This window comes from Pseudoalteromonas xiamenensis, from assembly GCF_030994125.1.
Classification (GTDB): domain Bacteria; phylum Pseudomonadota; class Gammaproteobacteria; order Enterobacterales; family Alteromonadaceae; genus Pseudoalteromonas; species Pseudoalteromonas xiamenensis_B.
In genome coordinates this window covers 3,221,249-3,238,763 of sequence record NZ_CP099917.1, presented here as the reverse complement: position 1 = coordinate 3,238,763, position 17,515 = coordinate 3,221,249, and the positions used below count along the sequence as shown (strand labels likewise).

14 protein-coding genes, 4 tRNA genes and 1 pseudogene are annotated in these 17,515 nt (G+C 42.2%); 16 read left to right on the top strand and 3 right to left on the bottom strand.

Annotated elements, in window-relative coordinates; all coding sequences use genetic code 11:
- Positions 1-236 precede the first annotated feature (236 nt).
- The 12 genes from NI389_RS15125 (at position 237) to nth (ending at position 9,764) form a co-directional block, all read left to right on the top strand.
- A tRNA-Asn gene (locus NI389_RS15125) sits at positions 237-313 on the top strand.
- Between the two features lie 23 nt (positions 314-336).
- A tRNA-Asn gene (locus NI389_RS15120) sits at positions 337-413 on the top strand.
- A 22-nt stretch (positions 414-435) separates the two neighbouring features.
- Positions 436-512, top strand: a tRNA-Asn gene (locus tag NI389_RS15115).
- A 29-nt stretch (positions 513-541) separates the two neighbouring features.
- Positions 542-618: transfer RNA gene (locus tag NI389_RS15110), tRNA-Asn, on the top strand.
- Between the two features lie 123 nt (positions 619-741).
- A complete protein-coding gene (locus NI389_RS15105; protein WP_308360640.1) occupies positions 742-2,685 on the top strand; it encodes an EAL domain-containing protein in 1,944 nt (647 codons plus the stop codon).
- Between the two features lie 230 nt (positions 2,686-2,915).
- Positions 2,916-3,497 (top strand): electron transport complex subunit RsxA, encoded by a 582-nt coding sequence (gene rsxA, locus NI389_RS15100; RefSeq protein ID WP_208842787.1) that lies wholly within the window; start codon positions 2,916-2,918, stop codon positions 3,495-3,497.
- Between the two features lies 1 nt (position 3,498).
- Positions 3,499-4,053, top strand: a complete 555-nt coding sequence (gene rsxB, locus NI389_RS15095) for an electron transport complex subunit RsxB (protein ID WP_308360639.1) — start codon at positions 3,499-3,501, stop codon at positions 4,051-4,053.
- A 9-nt stretch (positions 4,054-4,062) separates the two neighbouring features.
- Complete coding sequence (gene rsxC, locus NI389_RS15090) at positions 4,063-6,738, top strand: electron transport complex subunit RsxC (RefSeq protein WP_308360638.1); 2,676 nt, start codon at positions 4,063-4,065, stop codon at positions 6,736-6,738.
- Positions 6,735-7,796 (top strand): electron transport complex subunit RsxD, encoded by a 1,062-nt coding sequence (gene rsxD, locus NI389_RS15085; protein WP_308360637.1) that lies wholly within the window; start codon positions 6,735-6,737, stop codon positions 7,794-7,796. Before rsxC ends, rsxD begins: the two co-directional genes overlap by 4 nt.
- On the top strand, positions 7,793-8,434 hold the full coding sequence (gene rsxG / locus NI389_RS15080) for an electron transport complex subunit RsxG (RefSeq protein ID WP_308360636.1): 642 nt from the start codon (positions 7,793-7,795) through the stop codon (positions 8,432-8,434). The genes rsxD and rsxG overlap by 4 nt, the downstream gene beginning before the upstream one ends.
- Positions 8,427-9,122 carry an electron transport complex subunit E gene (locus NI389_RS15075; protein WP_308360635.1) on the top strand — a complete coding sequence of 232 codons (696 nt, stop codon included), beginning with the start codon at positions 8,427-8,429 and terminating at the stop codon, positions 9,120-9,122. Before rsxG ends, NI389_RS15075 begins: the two co-directional genes overlap by 8 nt.
- Before the next feature lie 9 nt (positions 9,123-9,131).
- The gene (gene nth / locus NI389_RS15070) at positions 9,132-9,764 is read left to right on the top strand and encodes an endonuclease III (RefSeq protein WP_308360634.1); all 633 of its coding nucleotides are present in this window, start codon (positions 9,132-9,134) and stop codon (positions 9,762-9,764) included.
- Between the two features lie 118 nt (positions 9,765-9,882).
- Here the strand turns inward: nth and NI389_RS15065 are convergent, their stop codons facing one another.
- Positions 9,883-11,028: an alpha/beta hydrolase gene (locus NI389_RS15065; RefSeq protein WP_308360633.1), complete on the bottom strand. Its 1,146-nt coding sequence runs from the start codon at positions 11,026-11,028 to the stop codon at positions 9,883-9,885.
- A 99-nt stretch (positions 11,029-11,127) separates the two neighbouring features.
- Between NI389_RS15065 and NI389_RS15060 the strand changes: the two genes are divergently transcribed.
- Complete coding sequence (locus NI389_RS15060; RefSeq protein ID WP_308360632.1) at positions 11,128-13,134, top strand: winged helix-turn-helix domain-containing protein; 2,007 nt, start codon at positions 11,128-11,130, stop codon at positions 13,132-13,134.
- 19 nt (positions 13,135-13,153) lie between these two features.
- Positions 13,154-13,402: pseudogene (locus NI389_RS15055) on the top strand (endonuclease III); the annotation flags it as partial.
- Between the two features lie 227 nt (positions 13,403-13,629).
- Here the strand turns inward: NI389_RS15055 and NI389_RS15050 are convergent.
- Entirely contained in the window at positions 13,630-14,532 is a 903-nt protein-coding gene (locus NI389_RS15050) for a LysR family transcriptional regulator (protein ID WP_308360631.1), read from the bottom strand.
- A 125-nt stretch (positions 14,533-14,657) separates the two neighbouring features.
- Between NI389_RS15050 and NI389_RS15045 the strand changes: the two genes are divergently transcribed.
- The gene (locus NI389_RS15045) at positions 14,658-15,143 is read left to right on the top strand and encodes a VOC family protein (protein ID WP_308360630.1); all 486 of its coding nucleotides are present in this window, start codon (positions 14,658-14,660) and stop codon (positions 15,141-15,143) included.
- 361 nt (positions 15,144-15,504) lie between these two features.
- Positions 15,505-16,527, top strand: a complete 1,023-nt coding sequence (locus tag NI389_RS15040) for a fibrinogen-like YCDxxxxGGGW domain-containing protein (protein WP_308360629.1) — start codon at positions 15,505-15,507, stop codon at positions 16,525-16,527.
- 107 nt (positions 16,528-16,634) lie between these two features.
- Here NI389_RS15040 and NI389_RS15035 read toward each other — a convergent pair whose 3' ends face one another.
- Positions 16,635-16,970 carry a nuclear transport factor 2 family protein gene (locus NI389_RS15035; protein ID WP_308360628.1) on the bottom strand — a complete coding sequence of 112 codons (336 nt, stop codon included), beginning with the start codon at positions 16,968-16,970 and terminating at the stop codon, positions 16,635-16,637.
- Between the last annotated feature and the right edge of the window lie 545 nt (positions 16,971-17,515).

Below are 17,515 nucleotides of genomic sequence, written 5' to 3'. Positions count from 1 at the left end.
TTGTTTCCCAATGACACAAAAAAGACAGAAAACTTTATCCTAGAACTGTTTTTGATCGTTAACTTGTCATAAATAAACGAAAAGATCCCTCCTCTTACCTCTCTGTTTGCATTAATAAGAATCAAATCGAACACAAAAACAGCGAATAAACATTTTTTTTGGGGTCTGATTACTTTTATGGTTGACACACCTAAGTGCTGTCATTAATATCTCGCTCCGTTGAAAGACATCACGCTTCCCCCTTAGCTCAGTTGGTTAGAGCGACGGACTGTTAATCCGCAGGTCCCCCGTTCGAGTCGGGGAGGGGGAGCCAAATTTCAACACAATTAAAACGATTCCCCCTTAGCTCAGTTGGTTAGAGCGACGGACTGTTAATCCGCAGGTCCCCCGTTCGAGTCGGGGAGGGGGAGCCACCGTTTTAATGTTTTTAGTAGTTCCCCCTTAGCTCAGTTGGTTAGAGCGACGGACTGTTAATCCGCAGGTCCCCCGTTCGAGTCGGGGAGGGGGAGCCAACTACTACTCTTCTCTAAAGCATTTCGATTCCCCCTTAGCTCAGTTGGTTAGAGCGACGGACTGTTAATCCGCAGGTCCCCCGTTCGAGTCGGGGAGGGGGAGCCAATACAAAGTTTTTGTTAGACTTTATCAATAAATTCAACTACCCTACTCTAGTTTTAATGGGATTCAAGCAACCGTTCAACGTTGCATAAAACTCTCTCGGTTCGAGTTAACAAGACGGGCATTATGGCAGGCTTTAAAAAACTAATTACCTTGCAACTTCTTTCGTGGCTTCTTTTTTCATTAATCGGCACATTTTTTGTTGCAAGAGGCTTTGACCAAGCCGTCAGTGAAGCACAAGTTAGCACTCAAACAATGGTTACCCGCTATATCGAAAACAAAACATTAGCGGACGTTTCACCTGAACACATTGAGCTTGCACTTAACAATGGAAAAGTTTTTTCAACGTTTATTGTTCGTGATTACGAAGGAAAAACCGTACTGCAAATCGCCACGCCGAATAACCTGCCCTTTGGTGTAAGTCTAATCGAAAGTATATTCAACTCAATTCGCCCTCAATTTGCGGTTAATAAAGCAAAAGACATAAAAATTGAGTTTGTCATTAACGCATCAAGCCAAGCTGACTTACTACAACAAGCGCTTTTGCTCATGTTCTTAATTTCAGCGCTTGTTGCCTTTATTCCAGTGGTATATATGCAAGCGATTTACAAGCGCTTGAATCGTCGAGTCAGTATGACCGTCGCCGATGCTGTTGAAGTTTACATCACTCAAAACCAGCAGCAATCTCTTGTTAGTTCTGATTTCAGCACCGATGATTTAGAGGAACTAGGTTCAGATTTAGCGCCTTCATTTAACCGCCTTGCGCAGTTTCTAAAAACAAAGCAAGAAGACATCCAAAATGCGGCGTTAAGCATTAAACAAGAGGCGTATAAAGACGTCGTTACTGGCCTCGGTAACCGCAATATGTTTGTTGAGTACTATGAGCAGCAAATCGAATCAAGCCCGAAAAAAAGCTTCGGGGCACTTGCAATGGTTCGTTGTAGTGAATTGCAGATTATTAACCAAACCCGCGGTTATCAAAAAGGCGACGACTACATTAAGTCTGTTTCTGAAATCATTCGCCACGTCAGCGGCACGTATTCACAAAGCCAAGTTTTTCGCGTAAACAGTTCAGATTTCGCCGTAGTGTTACCAAATGTTCCGTCAAAAGAAGCTGAGCAATTCGGTGATACCCTGCAAGCTCGATTTACACAATTTCAGCAAAATCAAGAATTAAGCTCAGTGGCAAATACAGGTATCGTGACTTATGAGTCTGGGAAACCGCTTGGAGAGCTTCTTTCAGTGGTTGATAACGCATTGAGCATGGCACAAAGTAAACAAGCGAATGCTTGGCATTTGCAGCGTGAATCAGATCTGGTGAACAACGTCAGTGCAGGTTTTGGCAATCAAAACTGGCGTCGTGTTATTCGAGAAGTCATTGACAGCAAACGCGTTAAGTTGATGATGCAAAACATCATGCCCGTTGGTAAAAACGTTAAGGCGTATGCGGAAATTCAATCTCGCTTTACCACTGAAGATGGCCAAATGTTGCCGACAGCTTCTTTCCTCGCTATGGCAGAAAAGCTGGATATGGCGGTTGAGATAGACAAACTTATTGTTGAAACCTCGATTGAAATTATCAAAACTCGTAATTTTAATGAAAAATTCTTCGGTATAAACGTCACAGCGTCGAGTGCACACAGTGACCAATTTGTTATTTGGCTTGAACGCAGATTACTCAAAGAAGTGAACTTGTCTTCAAAACTCATTTTTGAAGTCAGTGAGTTTGGGTTACAACAAAACATCAAAGCAAGTCGCCGCTTTATCGATATGGTTCACCGAGTAGGTGCCCGCATTACCGTAGAACGTTTTGGGGTTGGTTTAACGTCATTCAAATTCTTCCGTGATTTAAAACCTGACTTCATTAAAATGGATGCAAGTTATACACGAGGTCTGGAAGAAGATAAAAACAACCAATACTTCATGCGTTTGATGGTTGACCTTGCCCACCGTATTGGGGTTAGTGTATTTGCAGAAGGCGTTGAAAGCCAAGAAGAAAAACACATTGTAGAAACCCTATGTCTTGATGGTGTCCAAGGCTATTACATTGAGAAACCAAAAGAAATTTAAGAAGAGGGAGCTAAGGCTCCTTTTTTATTTTATGACACTTAAAAAGCGCTAACTATGCGGTTCAGTCGCCCTCTCCCCACTGCTATCCCTTGTAGTATTCGATTTGTGCAAATATAAGAACCCAAAACAGCGGTTAAATGAGAATTAGTGTTGGGATCTCGTCTTCATTTATTGTTAAAATTAACTGAAACCGCGATAATACCTCGATTTTAAAATGGCTTGGGACGACAATGAGTGATTATCTACTCCTGTTAGTTGGTACCGTACTGGTAAACAACTTTGTACTTGTACAATTTCTTGGATTGTGTCCGTTTATGGGCGTGTCCAGTAAATTGGATACCGCAATTGGTATGTCTCTCGCAACGACTTTCGTTCTGACGCTTGCGTCTGTGTGTAGCTACCTAGTAAACCGCTATATTTTACAGCCACTTGAGCTTGAATTTTTGCAGACCATGAGCTTTATCTTGGTTATTGCTGTGGTTGTTCAATTTACTGAAATGGTGGTTCGAAAAACCAGCCCTACTCTTTATCGCCTGCTTGGGATTTTTTTACCTCTGATCACAACCAACTGTGCGGTACTGGGCGTTGCGCTTCTGAATATTAAAAAAGATCATACGTTTATCGAATCCGCTTTATATGGTTTTGGGGCTGCCGTTGGTTTTTCCCTCGTGTTGGTCTTGTTTGCTGCATTGCGTGAACGCTTGACTGTAGCCGACGTACCGGTTCCCTTTAAGGGCGCGTCTATTGCCATGATAACTGCAGGCATTATGTCACTTGCTTTCATGGGCTTCTCTGGATTGGTGAAATTCTAATATGACATTGATGTATGCGTTAATTGCGCTTGGTCTTTTAGCCCTATTCTTCGGGCTACTTCTTGGCTACGCAGCAATAAAATACAAGGTTGAAAGCAGTCCGATTGTTGATCAGATTGATGCTATTTTACCACAAACTCAATGTGGCCAATGTGGTTACCCTGGTTGTCGTCCGTATGCTGAAGCCATCTCGAATGGAGATGACGTCAATAAATGCCCTCCAGGCGGCGAAGCAACAGTTAAAAAGCTCGCAGATCTTATGGGTGTCGAAGCGAAACCACTTGCCGGTGGCGAGGCCTCAGAACCCGTTAAAAAAGTTGCCTACATTCGTGAAGATGAATGTATTGGCTGCACTAAATGTATCCAAGCATGTCCTGTTGACGCTATCGTCGGCGCCACACGTCAAATGCATACGATTTTGGCGGATGAATGTACTGGATGTGATCTGTGCGTTGATCCATGCCCTGTTGACTGTATCGATATGATCCCGGTTGCAGAAACCAAACAAAATTGGAAATGGCAACTAAATGCCATTCCTGTTACTCAGATAGACTAAGAGGTTTAAGTGGATTCATTACTTGAACAAATTGAACGTGGTACGCTTTGGCAATTTCCTGGCGGTATTCACCCTCCTGAGCAAAAGTCTATTTCGAATACAACCGCGATTGCACGTTTGCCTTTACCAGAGAAACTGGTCATTCCTATTAAGCAGCATATCGGTGCGAATGGTGTCTTGCTTGTAAAAAAAGGCGAAGCCGTTTTAAAAGGGCAGCCACTCACTGCGATTCAAGCGAATTGGTCATTACCAGTACACGCGCCAACATCTGGTACGATTGAAGACATTACAACGGCCCCCAGTGCGCATCCATCTGCACTACCTGAGCTCAGTATTATTTTAAAGCCCGATGGTAAAGATGAATGGGCCGCGCTTCAAACAAACAGCAACTACCAGCAAATCGATAAAAAGACGTTAGTTGACATCATTCATAACGCAGGTGTTGCGGGAATGGGTGGTGCAGGTTTCCCAACCTACGTCAAAGCCGATACTCACGCAAAAATCGACTATTTGATTGTGAATGGCGTGGAATGTGAACCCTACATCACGGCGGATGATCGTTTGATGCGAGAGCATGCCGCTGAAATCGTTAGCGGTATCGAAATCATGCAATTTGTCTTGTCGCCTGAGCGTGTGATTGTTGGCATTGAAGATAACAAGCCTGATGCCCTACTCGCGATGCAACAAGCGGCCGCACACAATGACGCTATTTTGGTGCGCAGTATTCCGACGAAATACCCGTCTGGCGGCGAAAAGCAATTAATTAAGGTCTTGACCTCGAAGGAAGTACCAAGTCAGGGAATTCCTGCGGATATTGGGGTTATTGTTCAAAATGTCGGTACACTTTACGCCGTACATGACGCAGTTATCAATGGAAAACCTCTTTTAGAGCGCGTAGTAACGATTACCGGCAATACGATTACCCGTAAAGGCAACGTTTGGGCTTTGCTTGGCACAGAAATAAAACACTTGCTAGACGTTCAAGGATTCACGCCGGTATCAGATCAGCGCGTGATCATGGGCGGCCCGATGATGGGTTTTACGCTTCCAACTGTGCGTATTCCGGTTGTTAAAACAACCAACTGTATTCTTGCACCTGATTCTCTAGAACTGGCTGAACCCGGTGATGAAAAGGCCTGTATTCGCTGTAGCGCCTGTGCCGATGCCTGTCCTCAAACGTTACTTCCTCAACAACTTCAATGGTTAGCGAAAGGCAAAGAATACGACAAGTTAGAACAATACAATCTCTTTGATTGTATTGAATGTGGTGCATGTTCATACGTGTGCCCAAGTGAGATCCCACTAGTCCAATATTATCGTGTAGCGAAAGCAGAAATACGTGAACAGAAGATTGAACAGGTAAAATCGGAACGAGCTAAAGTCCGCTTCGAATTACGCAAAGAACGTTTAGAACGCGAAATGGAAGAACGCCAAAATCGTCATAAACGTGCTGCCGAAAGTAATATTAAATCAGCGGAAGAGAAGCAGAAAGTGGCCGATGCCCTTTCACGTGTGAAGTCAGCACCTAAGGATAAAGACGCTGTTGCCGCAGCCATTGCCCGCGCCAAAGCCAAAAAAGCCGAGGAAGGTGGTGAACTATTACCTGATAATAGTGAAGTTGCTCTCGAGCGAGAACGCCGAAAAGAACAGGCTCGTAAATACAAAGAAGAAAAGTCGGCTCAAACAGAAAATGCTCCGTCTGAATCTGGAAGCGATTCGAAGAAAGATGCGGTAGCAGCAGCCATTGCGCGAGCAAAAGCAAAGAAAGCGGCTCAAGCAGAGGCGGAACAAGGTCGTGTAGAGTCTGAGTCTGACGACGCCATTTCTCTTGAAGCATCAGTAGAAACGTCTGCAGACGATAAGCGTAAAGCTTCCGTTGCTGCGGCGATTGCCCGAGCAAAAGCCAAAAAAGCAGCGCAAGCTGAAGCGGAACAAGGTCGTGTTGAGGCTGAGTCTGCCGATGTAACTTCTACTGGTGAAGAACCGACAGTAGCGCCTACAGACGACAAACGTAAAGCCGCGGTCGCCGCTGCAATTGCTCGCGCGAAAGCCAAAAAAGCAGCGCAAGCTGAAGCGGAACAAGGTCATGTAGAGGCTGAGTCTGACGACGGTATTTCTCATGAAACATCAGTAGAGACGTCAGCAAATGATAAGCGTAAAGCCGCCGTCGCTGCGGCAATTGCCCGTGCAAAAGCCAAGAAAGCAGCGCAAGCTGAGACTGAACAAGGTCCTGTAGCGACTGAGTCTGACGACGTCATTTCACATGAAGCATCAGTAGAAACGTCAGCAGACGATAAGCGTAAAGCCGCCGTCTCTGCAGCAATTGCCCGTGCAAAAGCCAAGAAAGCAGCGCAAGCTGAGACTGAACAAGGTCCTGTAGCGACTGAGTCTGACGACGTCATTTCACATGAAGCATCAGTAGAAACGTCAGCAGACGATAAGCGTAAAGCCGCTGTCGCTGCGGCAATTGCCCGTGCAAAAGCCAAGAAAGCGGCGCAAGCTGAGAAAGAACATGCTCCTGTCGAGACTAAGTCTGACGACTTAACTACTGCACATAGAGAACTTGCAGAAACGTCAGCAGACGACAAGCGTAAAGCGGCTGTAGCTGCGGCGATAGCACGCGCAAAAGCTAAAAAGGCTGCTAAAGAAAATGAATCGAACGAAGAAGGAAATGAACCATCATGATGTTAACAATGGCTTCTTCTCCCCACAATCATAGCCATAAATCGCTCAGTCGATTGATGATGACTGTAATTGCAGCCTGTATTCCTGGTGTTCTCGCGCAAGTCTACTTCTTTGGGTTTGGCGTGCTTGTCCAACTTATTTTAGCATTAGTTACCGTCTCTATTGCTGAAGCGGCCACTTTGAAACTACGCAACAAACCTATCGCTGCGACGTTAAAAGATGGCAGTGCTTGGCTGACTGGTGTTCTGCTCGCCATAAGTATTCCGCCCCTATCACCTTGGTGGATCATTGTAATTGGCTGTCTATTTGCCATAGTGATGGTCAAGCAATTGTACGGAGGTCTTGGTTTTAACCTTTTTAACCCTGCAATGGCTGCGTACGTATTGTTACTTATTTCGTTTCCTGTTCAGATGACCGCATGGTCTCCTGTCGAATCTCTCCTTGCAAACCCATTGTCTTTGGTGAATGTAACAAGCGCCATTTTTTTGGAGCATGCATTAACAGGAGCTTCCCTTGAGAGCTTACGAATGACCATTGACGGAACGACGATGGCAACACCACTTGATGGCATTAAACATGCCGTTGATGCCGGAAAAACCGTTTCAGAAGCGATGACTTCTCCTGTTTTTGATACCTATGCAGGACTCGGCTGGCAATGGGTAAACATCGCTTTCTTGGCTGGCGGCATCTTCCTATTGGTTCGTAAAATTATCAACTGGCATATTCCTGTCGCCATCTTGTTGTCACTCGGGGTATGTAGCGCCATTGGTTATCTAATCGTGCCTGGACAGGAACCGGGCTCGGTATTTCATCTTTTAAGCGGTGCAACCATGTTAGGTGCATTCTTTATCGCCACAGACCCTGTTTCTGCCTGTACAACCAATAAAGGCCGATTAATTTATGGGGCCGGAATAGGATTGCTGACGTATTTAATTAGAAGTCATGGTGGTTATCCTGACGCGATTGCCTTTTCAGTGTTAATCATGAATATGGCTGTACCATTAATTGATCATTACACTCAACCACGCGTTTATGGTCATGGAGGTAAAGCATCATGATTTTTAATTCCATGTCCAAAAATGGTCTGATCTTAATGGCTTTTGCCCTAGCCACTACGGCTTCCGTTGCACTCGTTAATGAGCTAACAAAAGATCGTATTGCAAAGCAAAGCCAACAGCAATTGGTTGCGCTTCTTGCTGAAGTATTGCCTGCTGGCAGTTACGACAATGCGTTAACCGAAAACTGTGTTGTGGTGAACGATAAAAGCCTTTCGCCTAAAGAATCCATGACGATTTATCGAGCAACGCTCAACGGTATGCCTTCTGCTTTGGTCATTCAGCACAAAACGATGAAAGGCTATAACGGCAATATCGAGATGATCACCGCAATTGATAAAAGCGGCAACGTTTCAGGGGTGCGAGTCACGCAACACGCCGAAACTCCCGGACTGGGTGACAAAGTCGAGCTCACTAAATCACCATGGATTTTAAGTTTCGCCAACACTCAAATCACCAAAGAAAACGACCCGCAGTTTAAAGTTAAGCGCGATGGTGGACGTTTCGACCAGTTTACAGGCGCGACTATCACACCGCGAGCAGTGGTCAATTCAGTGTCCGCTGCAAGCTGGTTTGGTACAGCAAACTTCGAACGCATATTCAATGCCCCTAATGCCTGTAAAGGAGAATCGCATGAGTGATGTCAATTCCATCATCAAAGAAGGGCTTTGGAAAAATAACCCAGCTCTTGTGCAACTTTTAGGTTTGTGCCCGTTGCTGGCAGTTACCTCAACCGTAACAAATGCTTTAGGCCTTGGCTTCGCAACAATGTTAGTGCTCATCGGTTCCAACCTAACGGTGTCACTTGTACGAAATTGGGTACCTAAAGACATTCGTATTCCTGTTTTCGTGATGATCATTGCTGCTTTCGTTACGGTAGTTCAACTTCTCATGAATGCCTATACGTTTGGCCTATATCAATCGTTAGGTATTTTTATCCCACTGATCGTGACAAACTGCGTCATTATTGGCCGTGCTGAAGCGTTTGCGTCTAAGAATACGGCGCCGCTTTCTGCTCTGGACGGCTTCATGATGGGGCTTGGTTTTACTGCCGTACTATTTGTACTGGGTGGTATGCGCGAGCTGATTGGTCAAGGTACCCTTTTTGATGGCGCTAACCTGTTATTAGGAGACTGGGCAACTGTGCTACGTATCGAAGTGTTGCATTTTGACAATCAGCTTCTTGTCGCTATTTTGCCACCGGGTGCATTTTTGGGTTTAGGTTTATTAATCGCTCTAAAGAATATTTACGACGCCAAACAAAAGGCACAATTAGCGCAAGCAGAAGTAGAAAAAGCACCAAGAGCCCGGGTGACGAGTTTAAGTTAAGGTAACGCCGTGAATAAAGACAAAAGAATCGAGATCCTAACGCGTCTCAGAGATGAAAACCCAAATCCTGAAACTGAGCTAGAATATACCTCACCTTTTGAATTGTTGGTTGCGGTTACCTTATCTGCACAAGCAACGGACGTAAGTGTCAACAAAGCGACAAGAAAGCTCTTTCCTGTCGCAAATACCCCTGAAGCAATCGTCGCGCTGGGTGTTGAGGGTCTTAAGGAGTACATCAAAACCATCGGCTTATTTAATTCGAAAGCCAATAATGTCGTGAAACTCTCACAAATTCTAGTCGAGCAACACAACTCTGAAGTACCTGAAAATCGCGAAGCGCTCGAAGCGCTTCCTGGCGTTGGTCGTAAAACGGCCAACGTGGTCCTTAACTGTGCCTTCGGTTGGCCGACCATCGCCGTAGATACACATATCTTCCGCGTTTCAAACCGCACCAAATTTGCTATGGGCAAAGACGTCGTTGCGGTTGAAGAAAAACTCGATAAAGTCGTACCGAAGGAATTTAAAGTCGACGTACACCATTGGCTGATCCTGCATGGTCGTTATGTGTGTACCGCAAGAAAACCCAAATGCGGAGCATGTTTGATTGAAGACTTGTGCGAGTTTAAAGAGAAGACAGAGTAATTAGTTACTATATAACTCGACATTACTTTTCCTTTAAACGACTCAAGGTTTATAAATAAAGTCAACATGAAGAGCAGGCTCCCTGCTCTTCTTCGTAAAGCATATTAATGACACTTATTTATAAGCTAGCCAGCCTTTTTTGATATTGGCTCTGCCTCTCAACATCGTGAGAGGATAGCATTATCGCTTTTTTAAGCCACTTCGCTTCTTGAGTAGCATTCTTTTTCGCATGCGCTACATCAGCTAATAACACGTAGCTAAAATGTGACTCTGGGTAAAATTCTTTTGCCATTTCTGCAGCATATGCAGCGGTATCAATATGCTCCATGCTAATCATCGCACCAATTAAATCTCTAAAGTAAGACTCCGTCGGGTTCACCTGATATCCAATTCGCTTTGATAGCCCCTGAAAATGATTTTTAATGGCCTTTTTATCTTCCACTATAGAAGGAATGTATAAAAACCAATCTTTATAGATCTCTGTTAACCCACGGTATAAGCCGATATGGGGTATCGTCATATGATCTTCATTTTCAAAAAGTTGTACCTTATGAGTCGTTTTTAAAAGTGGGTATTTAAGCAACATAGTATTTAAACGAGCATAGCTGTTAATCGGCGTTGTAAACGGGGTAACCCCCTCAAATTGAAAATACACTTTAGGCTGCTTTTGGTGAGCAAACGCATTAGGTAACTGCTCAAACATCACTTCATTACCCATTGCAAAATTGGGGGCTAGAGCGAAAAAAACATCAAAGTCTGTTGCATCTTTAATATATGCATTGATCGCGAAAGAGCCGCCTAACGAATGCCCTGCAAAAATAGAATAATCAAGCGTCCGATAATTTTTGTTAATAAACCCCTTCACCTCTTCCACAATAAACTTTCTTAAGCTTTCTGCTTTTGGGTTAGGTTGTTTGTCTCGAGTAAAGGGCTTTAACTCGTTCCAGCGGTCTGGGGTAAAGATGCCAACCACAATCATTGGACTGATACCATCTGATAAGTAATGGATCATGCTAGCAGTATGGTCTAGTTGACTACTAGCATCGGTTAAATACAAGACCGGAAACTTATAAAATGGCTCATCTTTATAGTTGGATGGCAGTGACACTACAATTTTCCTTTCTTCATTTAAGTGCTTAGAGTGAATTGTAAATGTCGTTCCCAATTGATTTGCACTTACCCAAGTTACTGGCAACAACGCAAGAAAAATAATGATTAATAAAATCTTCAATTTTTTAGTCCCTTCTGTTTTACTAATTACCACTCAAGATTGCCAACACACTACATCAACATTCAATTTAGAAAGTCCTATTTTTCTCTTAGGAAAGTCTTAGGCCTTTATAAATAAGGGATTACAAGCAGTATGCATGCTTTTCAACTTGGACCATTTTTCGTTGAACCATTAAAAGGCAGTATTTCTAATGGCGATAAATCAGTCACTATTGAACCCAAAGCAATGGCGGTATTGTGTGAACTAAAAGCTAATCAAGGTGAAGTGATGAGCCAACAAGCTTTATTCAGCCTTGTTTGGCCAGATAGAGTTTTCTCACCTAGTTCCTTACAACGGGTTATCGCAATTATTCGTAAAGCCCTAAATGAAACCAGCCAAAACCCGACTTTTTTATTTACTCATCCTAAGCTTGGTTATCGTTTAGAAGTGCCCGATGCACCACAAAAAGAAGTCTTGCCTAATTTGCAAGATAACAGTCGTAAAAATTCGACAACGAACTTGATAATCTTTGGGACAATTTTGATAGTGCTACTAATTACATTTTTGTTTAATGGTGACTATCTCTTTGATAACGAATCTTCCGTTAACATCAAACCAATCACTTTTGGGCAACAAGCAGAGTTTAACTCGAAGCTTTCACACAATGGCGACTATGTGAGCTATCAAAGTAAATCAGCACCAAACTCGTTGTTTTTGAGTGCAGTGACTAGCCCATCAAGTGTCCGCCAATTTGAGTTTGATCACTCAGTGGTTGATTACACATGGCGGACTGATTCTCTACTCGTACTTACACAAAACGCTAAGAGCTTATTTTCATTAATTCAGTTGCCAATAGATGTGCAGCAACCTCGAAAGACAATTGCCGAATTTTCAAAGTGGAATAAAATTTACGAACTCACTATGGGTGACAACGGCTTTTTATGGTTTATTGGGCAATTAAAAAATGAAAACGAGCACATACTAGTACGCCATGATTTAGTCTCTAACAGTCAGCAAAAACTCCTTGAGCTTGGCTCTTCGATAGTAAATATCTCAATAACCTCTTCGCCACATGGCCTTTATTTTCACTACTTTAATGGCTCAAAATATAAGTTTGGCTTAATAAATCTTGAGCATAAAGTCGAATATATTGACATTCACACACCAGATATTGTCGATATACACTGGCACCAACAAACAGAATCGTTATTGCTCAGTAATCAACTAACAGGTGAACTGCTTGCACTGCAAGGAAATAAATTAGAGCTAATTTCAGCTCCGGGAAATGAAGTATTAAAAGATTTCTCTAGCTATCAAAATACCCTCATTGCCACGCTAACAAGAAAAGATATGGATATTGTTTACTGGCAATACGATGGTATAACAAAACCTGCACATGCTACGCTAGTTACTACCAAGCCTATTAGTAAAAAGAGTGTAGATACAAAGTTTAGTGATTACCAAGCTAGCTACAATAACAAACAAAATATCGCTTTCTTGTCGACTCGATATGGCAAGCCACAAGTTTTTATTCGTAATAACCATCAAACATACCTTGCCTTTGAAAATCACCAAAACGCTGCCTTTATTCCTCCATTAATATGGTCTCCGCTTGGCGAAAAATTGGCTTTCGTGGTACATAACAAAATTTATATACACAACACTAAAACAAGGCAAACAAACTCGCTCGACATCAAATCTGACGTTGAGCGAGTCATGAGTTGGTCACTTGCTAATAGCTTAATCGTGAGGCTAACCAACACTGAGTATATTGAATTTGATTTTATCACTGAGCAGGTAAACGTGATTGGATTTAAAAATTCAGATTTTATCGCTAAAGATCCTGATGGAAATTGGCTAGGAATTAATACCAATGAGTTGTTTTGGGGAGACAAACGTCAGCCTTTTGAGTACAAATTAAGATATGCTTTTTATCAAGACAACTTCTTGATAGCACACACTCAAAACGATGTTAATAGCAAGCTAGAAGTTTTTAACTCTAAATTAGAGTCTATTTATTCAACAAATTTAGATGCTACTTGCCATCACCTAACAGGTATCAATTTAAGTGATTTGAACAATATAGCTTGGCTCTGTACTCAGTTAGAAGCTGATGACAGTGAGGTAGTGTTTATCGAAAACCTTCACTTTAAGCTCTAAACATAATCTATTTTCATTATCTTTTGGCTGGCCGACCATTGCTGTCGATACTCGCATTTTCCGCGTATCAAACCGCACCAAATTTGCTATGGGCAAAGACGTCGTAGCGGTTGAAGAAAAACTCGATAAAGTCGTACCAAAAGAGTTTAAGGTAGACGTGCATCACTGGCTTATTCTCCATGGTCGCTATGTCTGCACTGCGCGTAAGCCAAAGTGCGGTAGCTGTTTAATTGAAGATTTGTGTGAGTTTAAAGAAAAAACTGATTAGTAAAACAGATTGAGGCTATGCAATAGACATACGTTTTTTGAGTTACGCCTGCCTATGTGTTATCTGATACAACTTACTCTATCCATTCGAAAATGACGCTGTAGCGGCTTAGTTTAGACGACTCAATTGATGTAATTATTGCTAACTGCATTTTTAAGAACCCTGCGAGTACATGTTTCTAATAAGGCGCTAATTCAAAAGGTCGCCTTCACTAGATTGACGTAGTTTTAATTGTCCTGCCCGAATGGAAATGCACTATCAATAACCTCCTTTACCAATTGGTATCGAGCAGGTAGAACTCGATTTTTCTTTGTTACACTGAATAGGGTTTCTTTTACAGATTGAGTCGAAGCGATAATTTTAAGTAGATCCTTACGATTAAAACTTTTCAAAGCACTTTTTGGTAAAACCGTAAAACCAATCCCCTGCGTAATAGGTTCCAAAATTTGACCGATTTGATTAACGAACCCCACCTCAGGTATGGACTCAACATGGAGTCGTTCAAGCGAGGGCACCCCACTTTGTGCAAAATACAAAGACACGTAATGTTCAGCATCTGGATGTGAAATAAGCCCTAATTGCATAATTAATTCATGCGTATTTAGGGACAGATCCGCCTTATGGGGAACAATCAAACAGAGCTCTTCTTCACCGATTCGTTCTACATCAAACCAGTGTTTGTGCGTAATATCTGTGACGATACCTAAAGTAACTTGACCCTGTTTTACTTCTTCCAAAATCTGGCCATTTGGCGCAGCCTTTAGGCGCATGACTAATTTAGCGTGTTTTGATTGGAGTGATAGCAGTTTTGGATAAAGCAATAGCGCAAGAGAACCAGAACACGCAATCGAGATTTCGCCGCTAAATGGGTCATCATAAGAAAGCGCCTCTCGCATACGTGCTTCGTTAAGTACCAAGTTGACCGCATATTCATACACCAACTGGCCTTGCTCTGTTACTGAAAACGACTTCTTATCTCGCTTAATTAAACTATGGCCACACGCTTGTTCTAATTTGCTGACGTGTTGGCTAACGCCTGGCTGGGTCATAAACAATTTCTCAGCAGTTTGCGTAAAATGCCCTGTCTCGACAAGTGTTACAAAAGTCTGAAGCCATATTGGGTTTAGCATGCTTAACCATAATCATAAATTATTAATTTAATTATTAATCATAATTTCAAATAATGACAGCATTTTCCTACACTCCTCTCTGCACCTGTATAGGTTAGATTCAATCAGCACGTTAGGAGCGAAATATGAAAATGAATCACGTCGGGATTATGGTCGGAGATATGGTAAAAGCAGTCGAATTTTACACTCACGTTCTCGGGCTTCGAATTGTAATGAACAACACCAAAGTTGTAGAAGAGCGAGAAACGGCAATTGGCCGCATGTGTATTGCTGTATTTGGTGAAGGGTTTGAAGGCTTCAACATTGCTCACCTAGTCACGACAGATGGTATTGGCGTGGAACTGTTTGAGATGAAAAACAGAGATGAACATCATGATCTAAATTTTGCACGCTTGGGCATCTTCCATTTTTGTTTACAATCGGATGATTTCGAGACTGTTATGCGTAAAACAGCAGAATTCGGCGGAAAAGTCAGAATGGATGTCATGCGCTATCACCCTGAAGACGAAAGCAAACCAGCTAAAATGGTGTATTTAGAAGACCCGTTTGGTAATTTGTTCGAACTTTACTCTCATAGTTACGAAGAAACCTATGCATCTGAATATGAATAACGAGCCGCGTCTTCATTAGATAACAACGCGATAAGTTAAGTTCATATCCCATTTTGGTATCAAGGTTGATGAACTCAGGCGAATCAACCTTCTTTTTTGAAATCTGGCAGTAAACCTTTTTAATCAATCTCTTAGAATGCATCTTGACGAGGCAGGCGATATTGGGATGTAACGCACAAATAGATCTGAATATTTAATGTGTGCCAAAACAGATAGTAGCCAACTTTATCATAATACACTTCGCAAGATCTAACCCCAAGCCTTCACCTATTTAAGCTCAGTCAACAATACGATATGCCTATATTCATGTATAAAATCCATGTATATTTCAATCAGTTTAGTTGCATGTTTAGGTGAAATAATGAAAAGAATACACGTCGCTATAATCACATTGCTGATTTCTAGCACGACTTACGCAGCCACAACGAATCTAGCAGGTACCCAACAAATCCAACTCGATAACATTTTGGACGGACAAATTATCGACCCTGCTCAATTAAATTATGATTTCAGTGGCAATCAAGTTTTATTTACAGCGATTGAAAGCGCAAGTGTGTTGGCTGGCAGCATTAGTAGGGATGAACAACTGATCCAGTTCCAAGTTAACAATGCCACCACTGGCGACCTGAGGTATTTTTCTGGCTTGTTTAATGGCACATCTTATATCGGCACTTGGTTTTCCAATACTGGAGCCAAAGGAGATTGGAAACTTACGCCAGAAGGTAATGCTGAATTTTATACCTGTCGAGAGATTTTAGTTGCAGGCGAAAGTATTGGCGATGGCATTTATCAGTTGATGGGCGATGAACAACAGCCTTATTCAGCTTACTGTGACATGACCAGAGATGGCGGTGGTTGGACTCTCGTTGGTACATTTCCTAAGAATGTCGCTGGTGGAACGGCTAAAACACTTAATGACTATTCTTCTACATTGGAATTAACAGCCACAAACCCTATGACTTTATCAATGTACAAAGGCAGTTTGGAACACTTCTTCGATGTTAAGGAAAGTGTATCCTGTTCAACGGACAACTGTGATGACGGCAGATCGGTATATGGAATTGGCTTCTCGACTTATGATTTACAAAAAGTTAGAACTGCTTGGGCATATCAAGAGAAAATCGCAGCAATGCCAAGCCGTTCAGACAAACCCACCTGCCAAAAAGTGTATGGTGATCCAAACTCACAATATCAAGGCTGTACTCAGCCACAATATGTTAACTATCCAAATACAGACACTTTAGTCGGCTGGCAGAATGATATTAACGGCGATTATTGCTGGGTAGCACGTGGTACCTATGCGTCCGGTTCTCTCGGTTCCGCTCGTTGTATTGGTGGCCAAGAGCCAAACGGCACCAAGTGGGCATTGCTTTGGATGCGTTAGTCTGCATATTTAAATTTAAGTTTTAAAATTAAGTAATTAAAGACTTAATGAAAATCTTTAGGGCCTAGTCTCACCAAGTGCAATATTACACTGTTCAAGACCTGACCCTACACATTACAAGCGTGCATATATTCGGCAACGACTGCATTCAACCCTTCGATAACAGATTCAACGTGAATATCACACTTGCCGTATTTACCGAGGTAAAACTGCAATCCTTTTTCATACTCGCTTTTACTTTGCACTGCATTAAAACGTGGATGCTCAAACGTCGCGTTTTCAGTTAAAAGTGACAATAGATGGGTCACATCACTGCGTTTCGAATCTTTGTGTTCTACTGCCATTTGCGCGGCAAAATATTCATCTACTTTGGCTGTTAACTCATGCGCGAATGCGAAATTAGACATTAATAGCAAAGCCAACAGTCCATTTTTTAAACTCATGTAGTTTCCTTATTAATCATGTGCTTTACGCTATGTATGCTTATTTTCATGCAGGTATTTCGTTTCGAGTAACGTAATTCGTGCATTAACTTTATAATTGCATGGGCAACATAAAAATACAAAATAAAAAACGCACTCATTCCTGTCAATAACGCAGCAGCACCGTGCTCAATAGACAGTGCTAGGGTTATTGCAATAGCGGATAGTGGAGAGGTCAGAATCCATGTATCTTTTACACTAAACAAGGCTTTATTGTGTGTTTCTAATGTTTTTAAATGTTGGCCAATGTCCCTTTTTACTCCTAATACATAGAACAAACTGAAAGTCGGCCAATTAATATAATCAACAGTACCTCGTTTAATTACAAATATCAGATATCCTAGTGCATTTCTAGTATCGAGTTGTACCTAAACAATAGTAAAGCAGCTTGCCTTTCGTCCCTAAAAAACACTTTATAAAAAAGGTACAGCAATCGTACAATAAAAAATAAAAATAAAATCAGGATACTACGACGTGAAATTTTTAAATTCAGCCTTAATGCTATG

What these genes read in the sequence shown, in the direction of transcription:
- NI389_RS15040 (WP_308360629.1), top strand. Translation starts at nt 15,505, where the DNA reads ATGAAAAGAATACACGTCGCTATAATCACATTGCTGATTTCTAGCACG.
- rsxG (WP_308360636.1), top strand. Translation starts at nt 7,793, where the DNA reads ATGATTTTTAATTCCATGTCCAAAAATGGTCTGATCTTAATGGCTTTT.
- NI389_RS15045 (WP_308360630.1), top strand. Translation starts at nt 14,658, where the DNA reads ATGAAAATGAATCACGTCGGGATTATGGTCGGAGATATGGTAAAAGCA.
- NI389_RS15060 (WP_308360632.1), top strand. Translation starts at nt 11,128, where the DNA reads ATGCATGCTTTTCAACTTGGACCATTTTTCGTTGAACCATTAAAAGGC.
- NI389_RS15035 (WP_308360628.1), bottom strand. Translation starts at nt 16,970, where the DNA reads ATGAGTTTAAAAAATGGACTGTTGGCTTTGCTATTAATGTCTAATTTC.
- rsxD (WP_308360637.1), top strand. Translation starts at nt 6,735, where the DNA reads ATGATGTTAACAATGGCTTCTTCTCCCCACAATCATAGCCATAAATCG.
- NI389_RS15050 (WP_308360631.1), bottom strand. Translation starts at nt 14,532, where the DNA reads ATGCTAAACCCAATATGGCTTCAGACTTTTGTAACACTTGTCGAGACA.
- NI389_RS15075 (WP_308360635.1), top strand. Translation starts at nt 8,427, where the DNA reads ATGAGTGATGTCAATTCCATCATCAAAGAAGGGCTTTGGAAAAATAAC.
- rsxB (WP_308360639.1), top strand. Translation starts at nt 3,499, where the DNA reads ATGACATTGATGTATGCGTTAATTGCGCTTGGTCTTTTAGCCCTATTC.
- rsxA (WP_208842787.1), top strand. Translation starts at nt 2,916, where the DNA reads ATGAGTGATTATCTACTCCTGTTAGTTGGTACCGTACTGGTAAACAAC.
- NI389_RS15105 (WP_308360640.1), top strand. Translation starts at nt 742, where the DNA reads ATGGCAGGCTTTAAAAAACTAATTACCTTGCAACTTCTTTCGTGGCTT.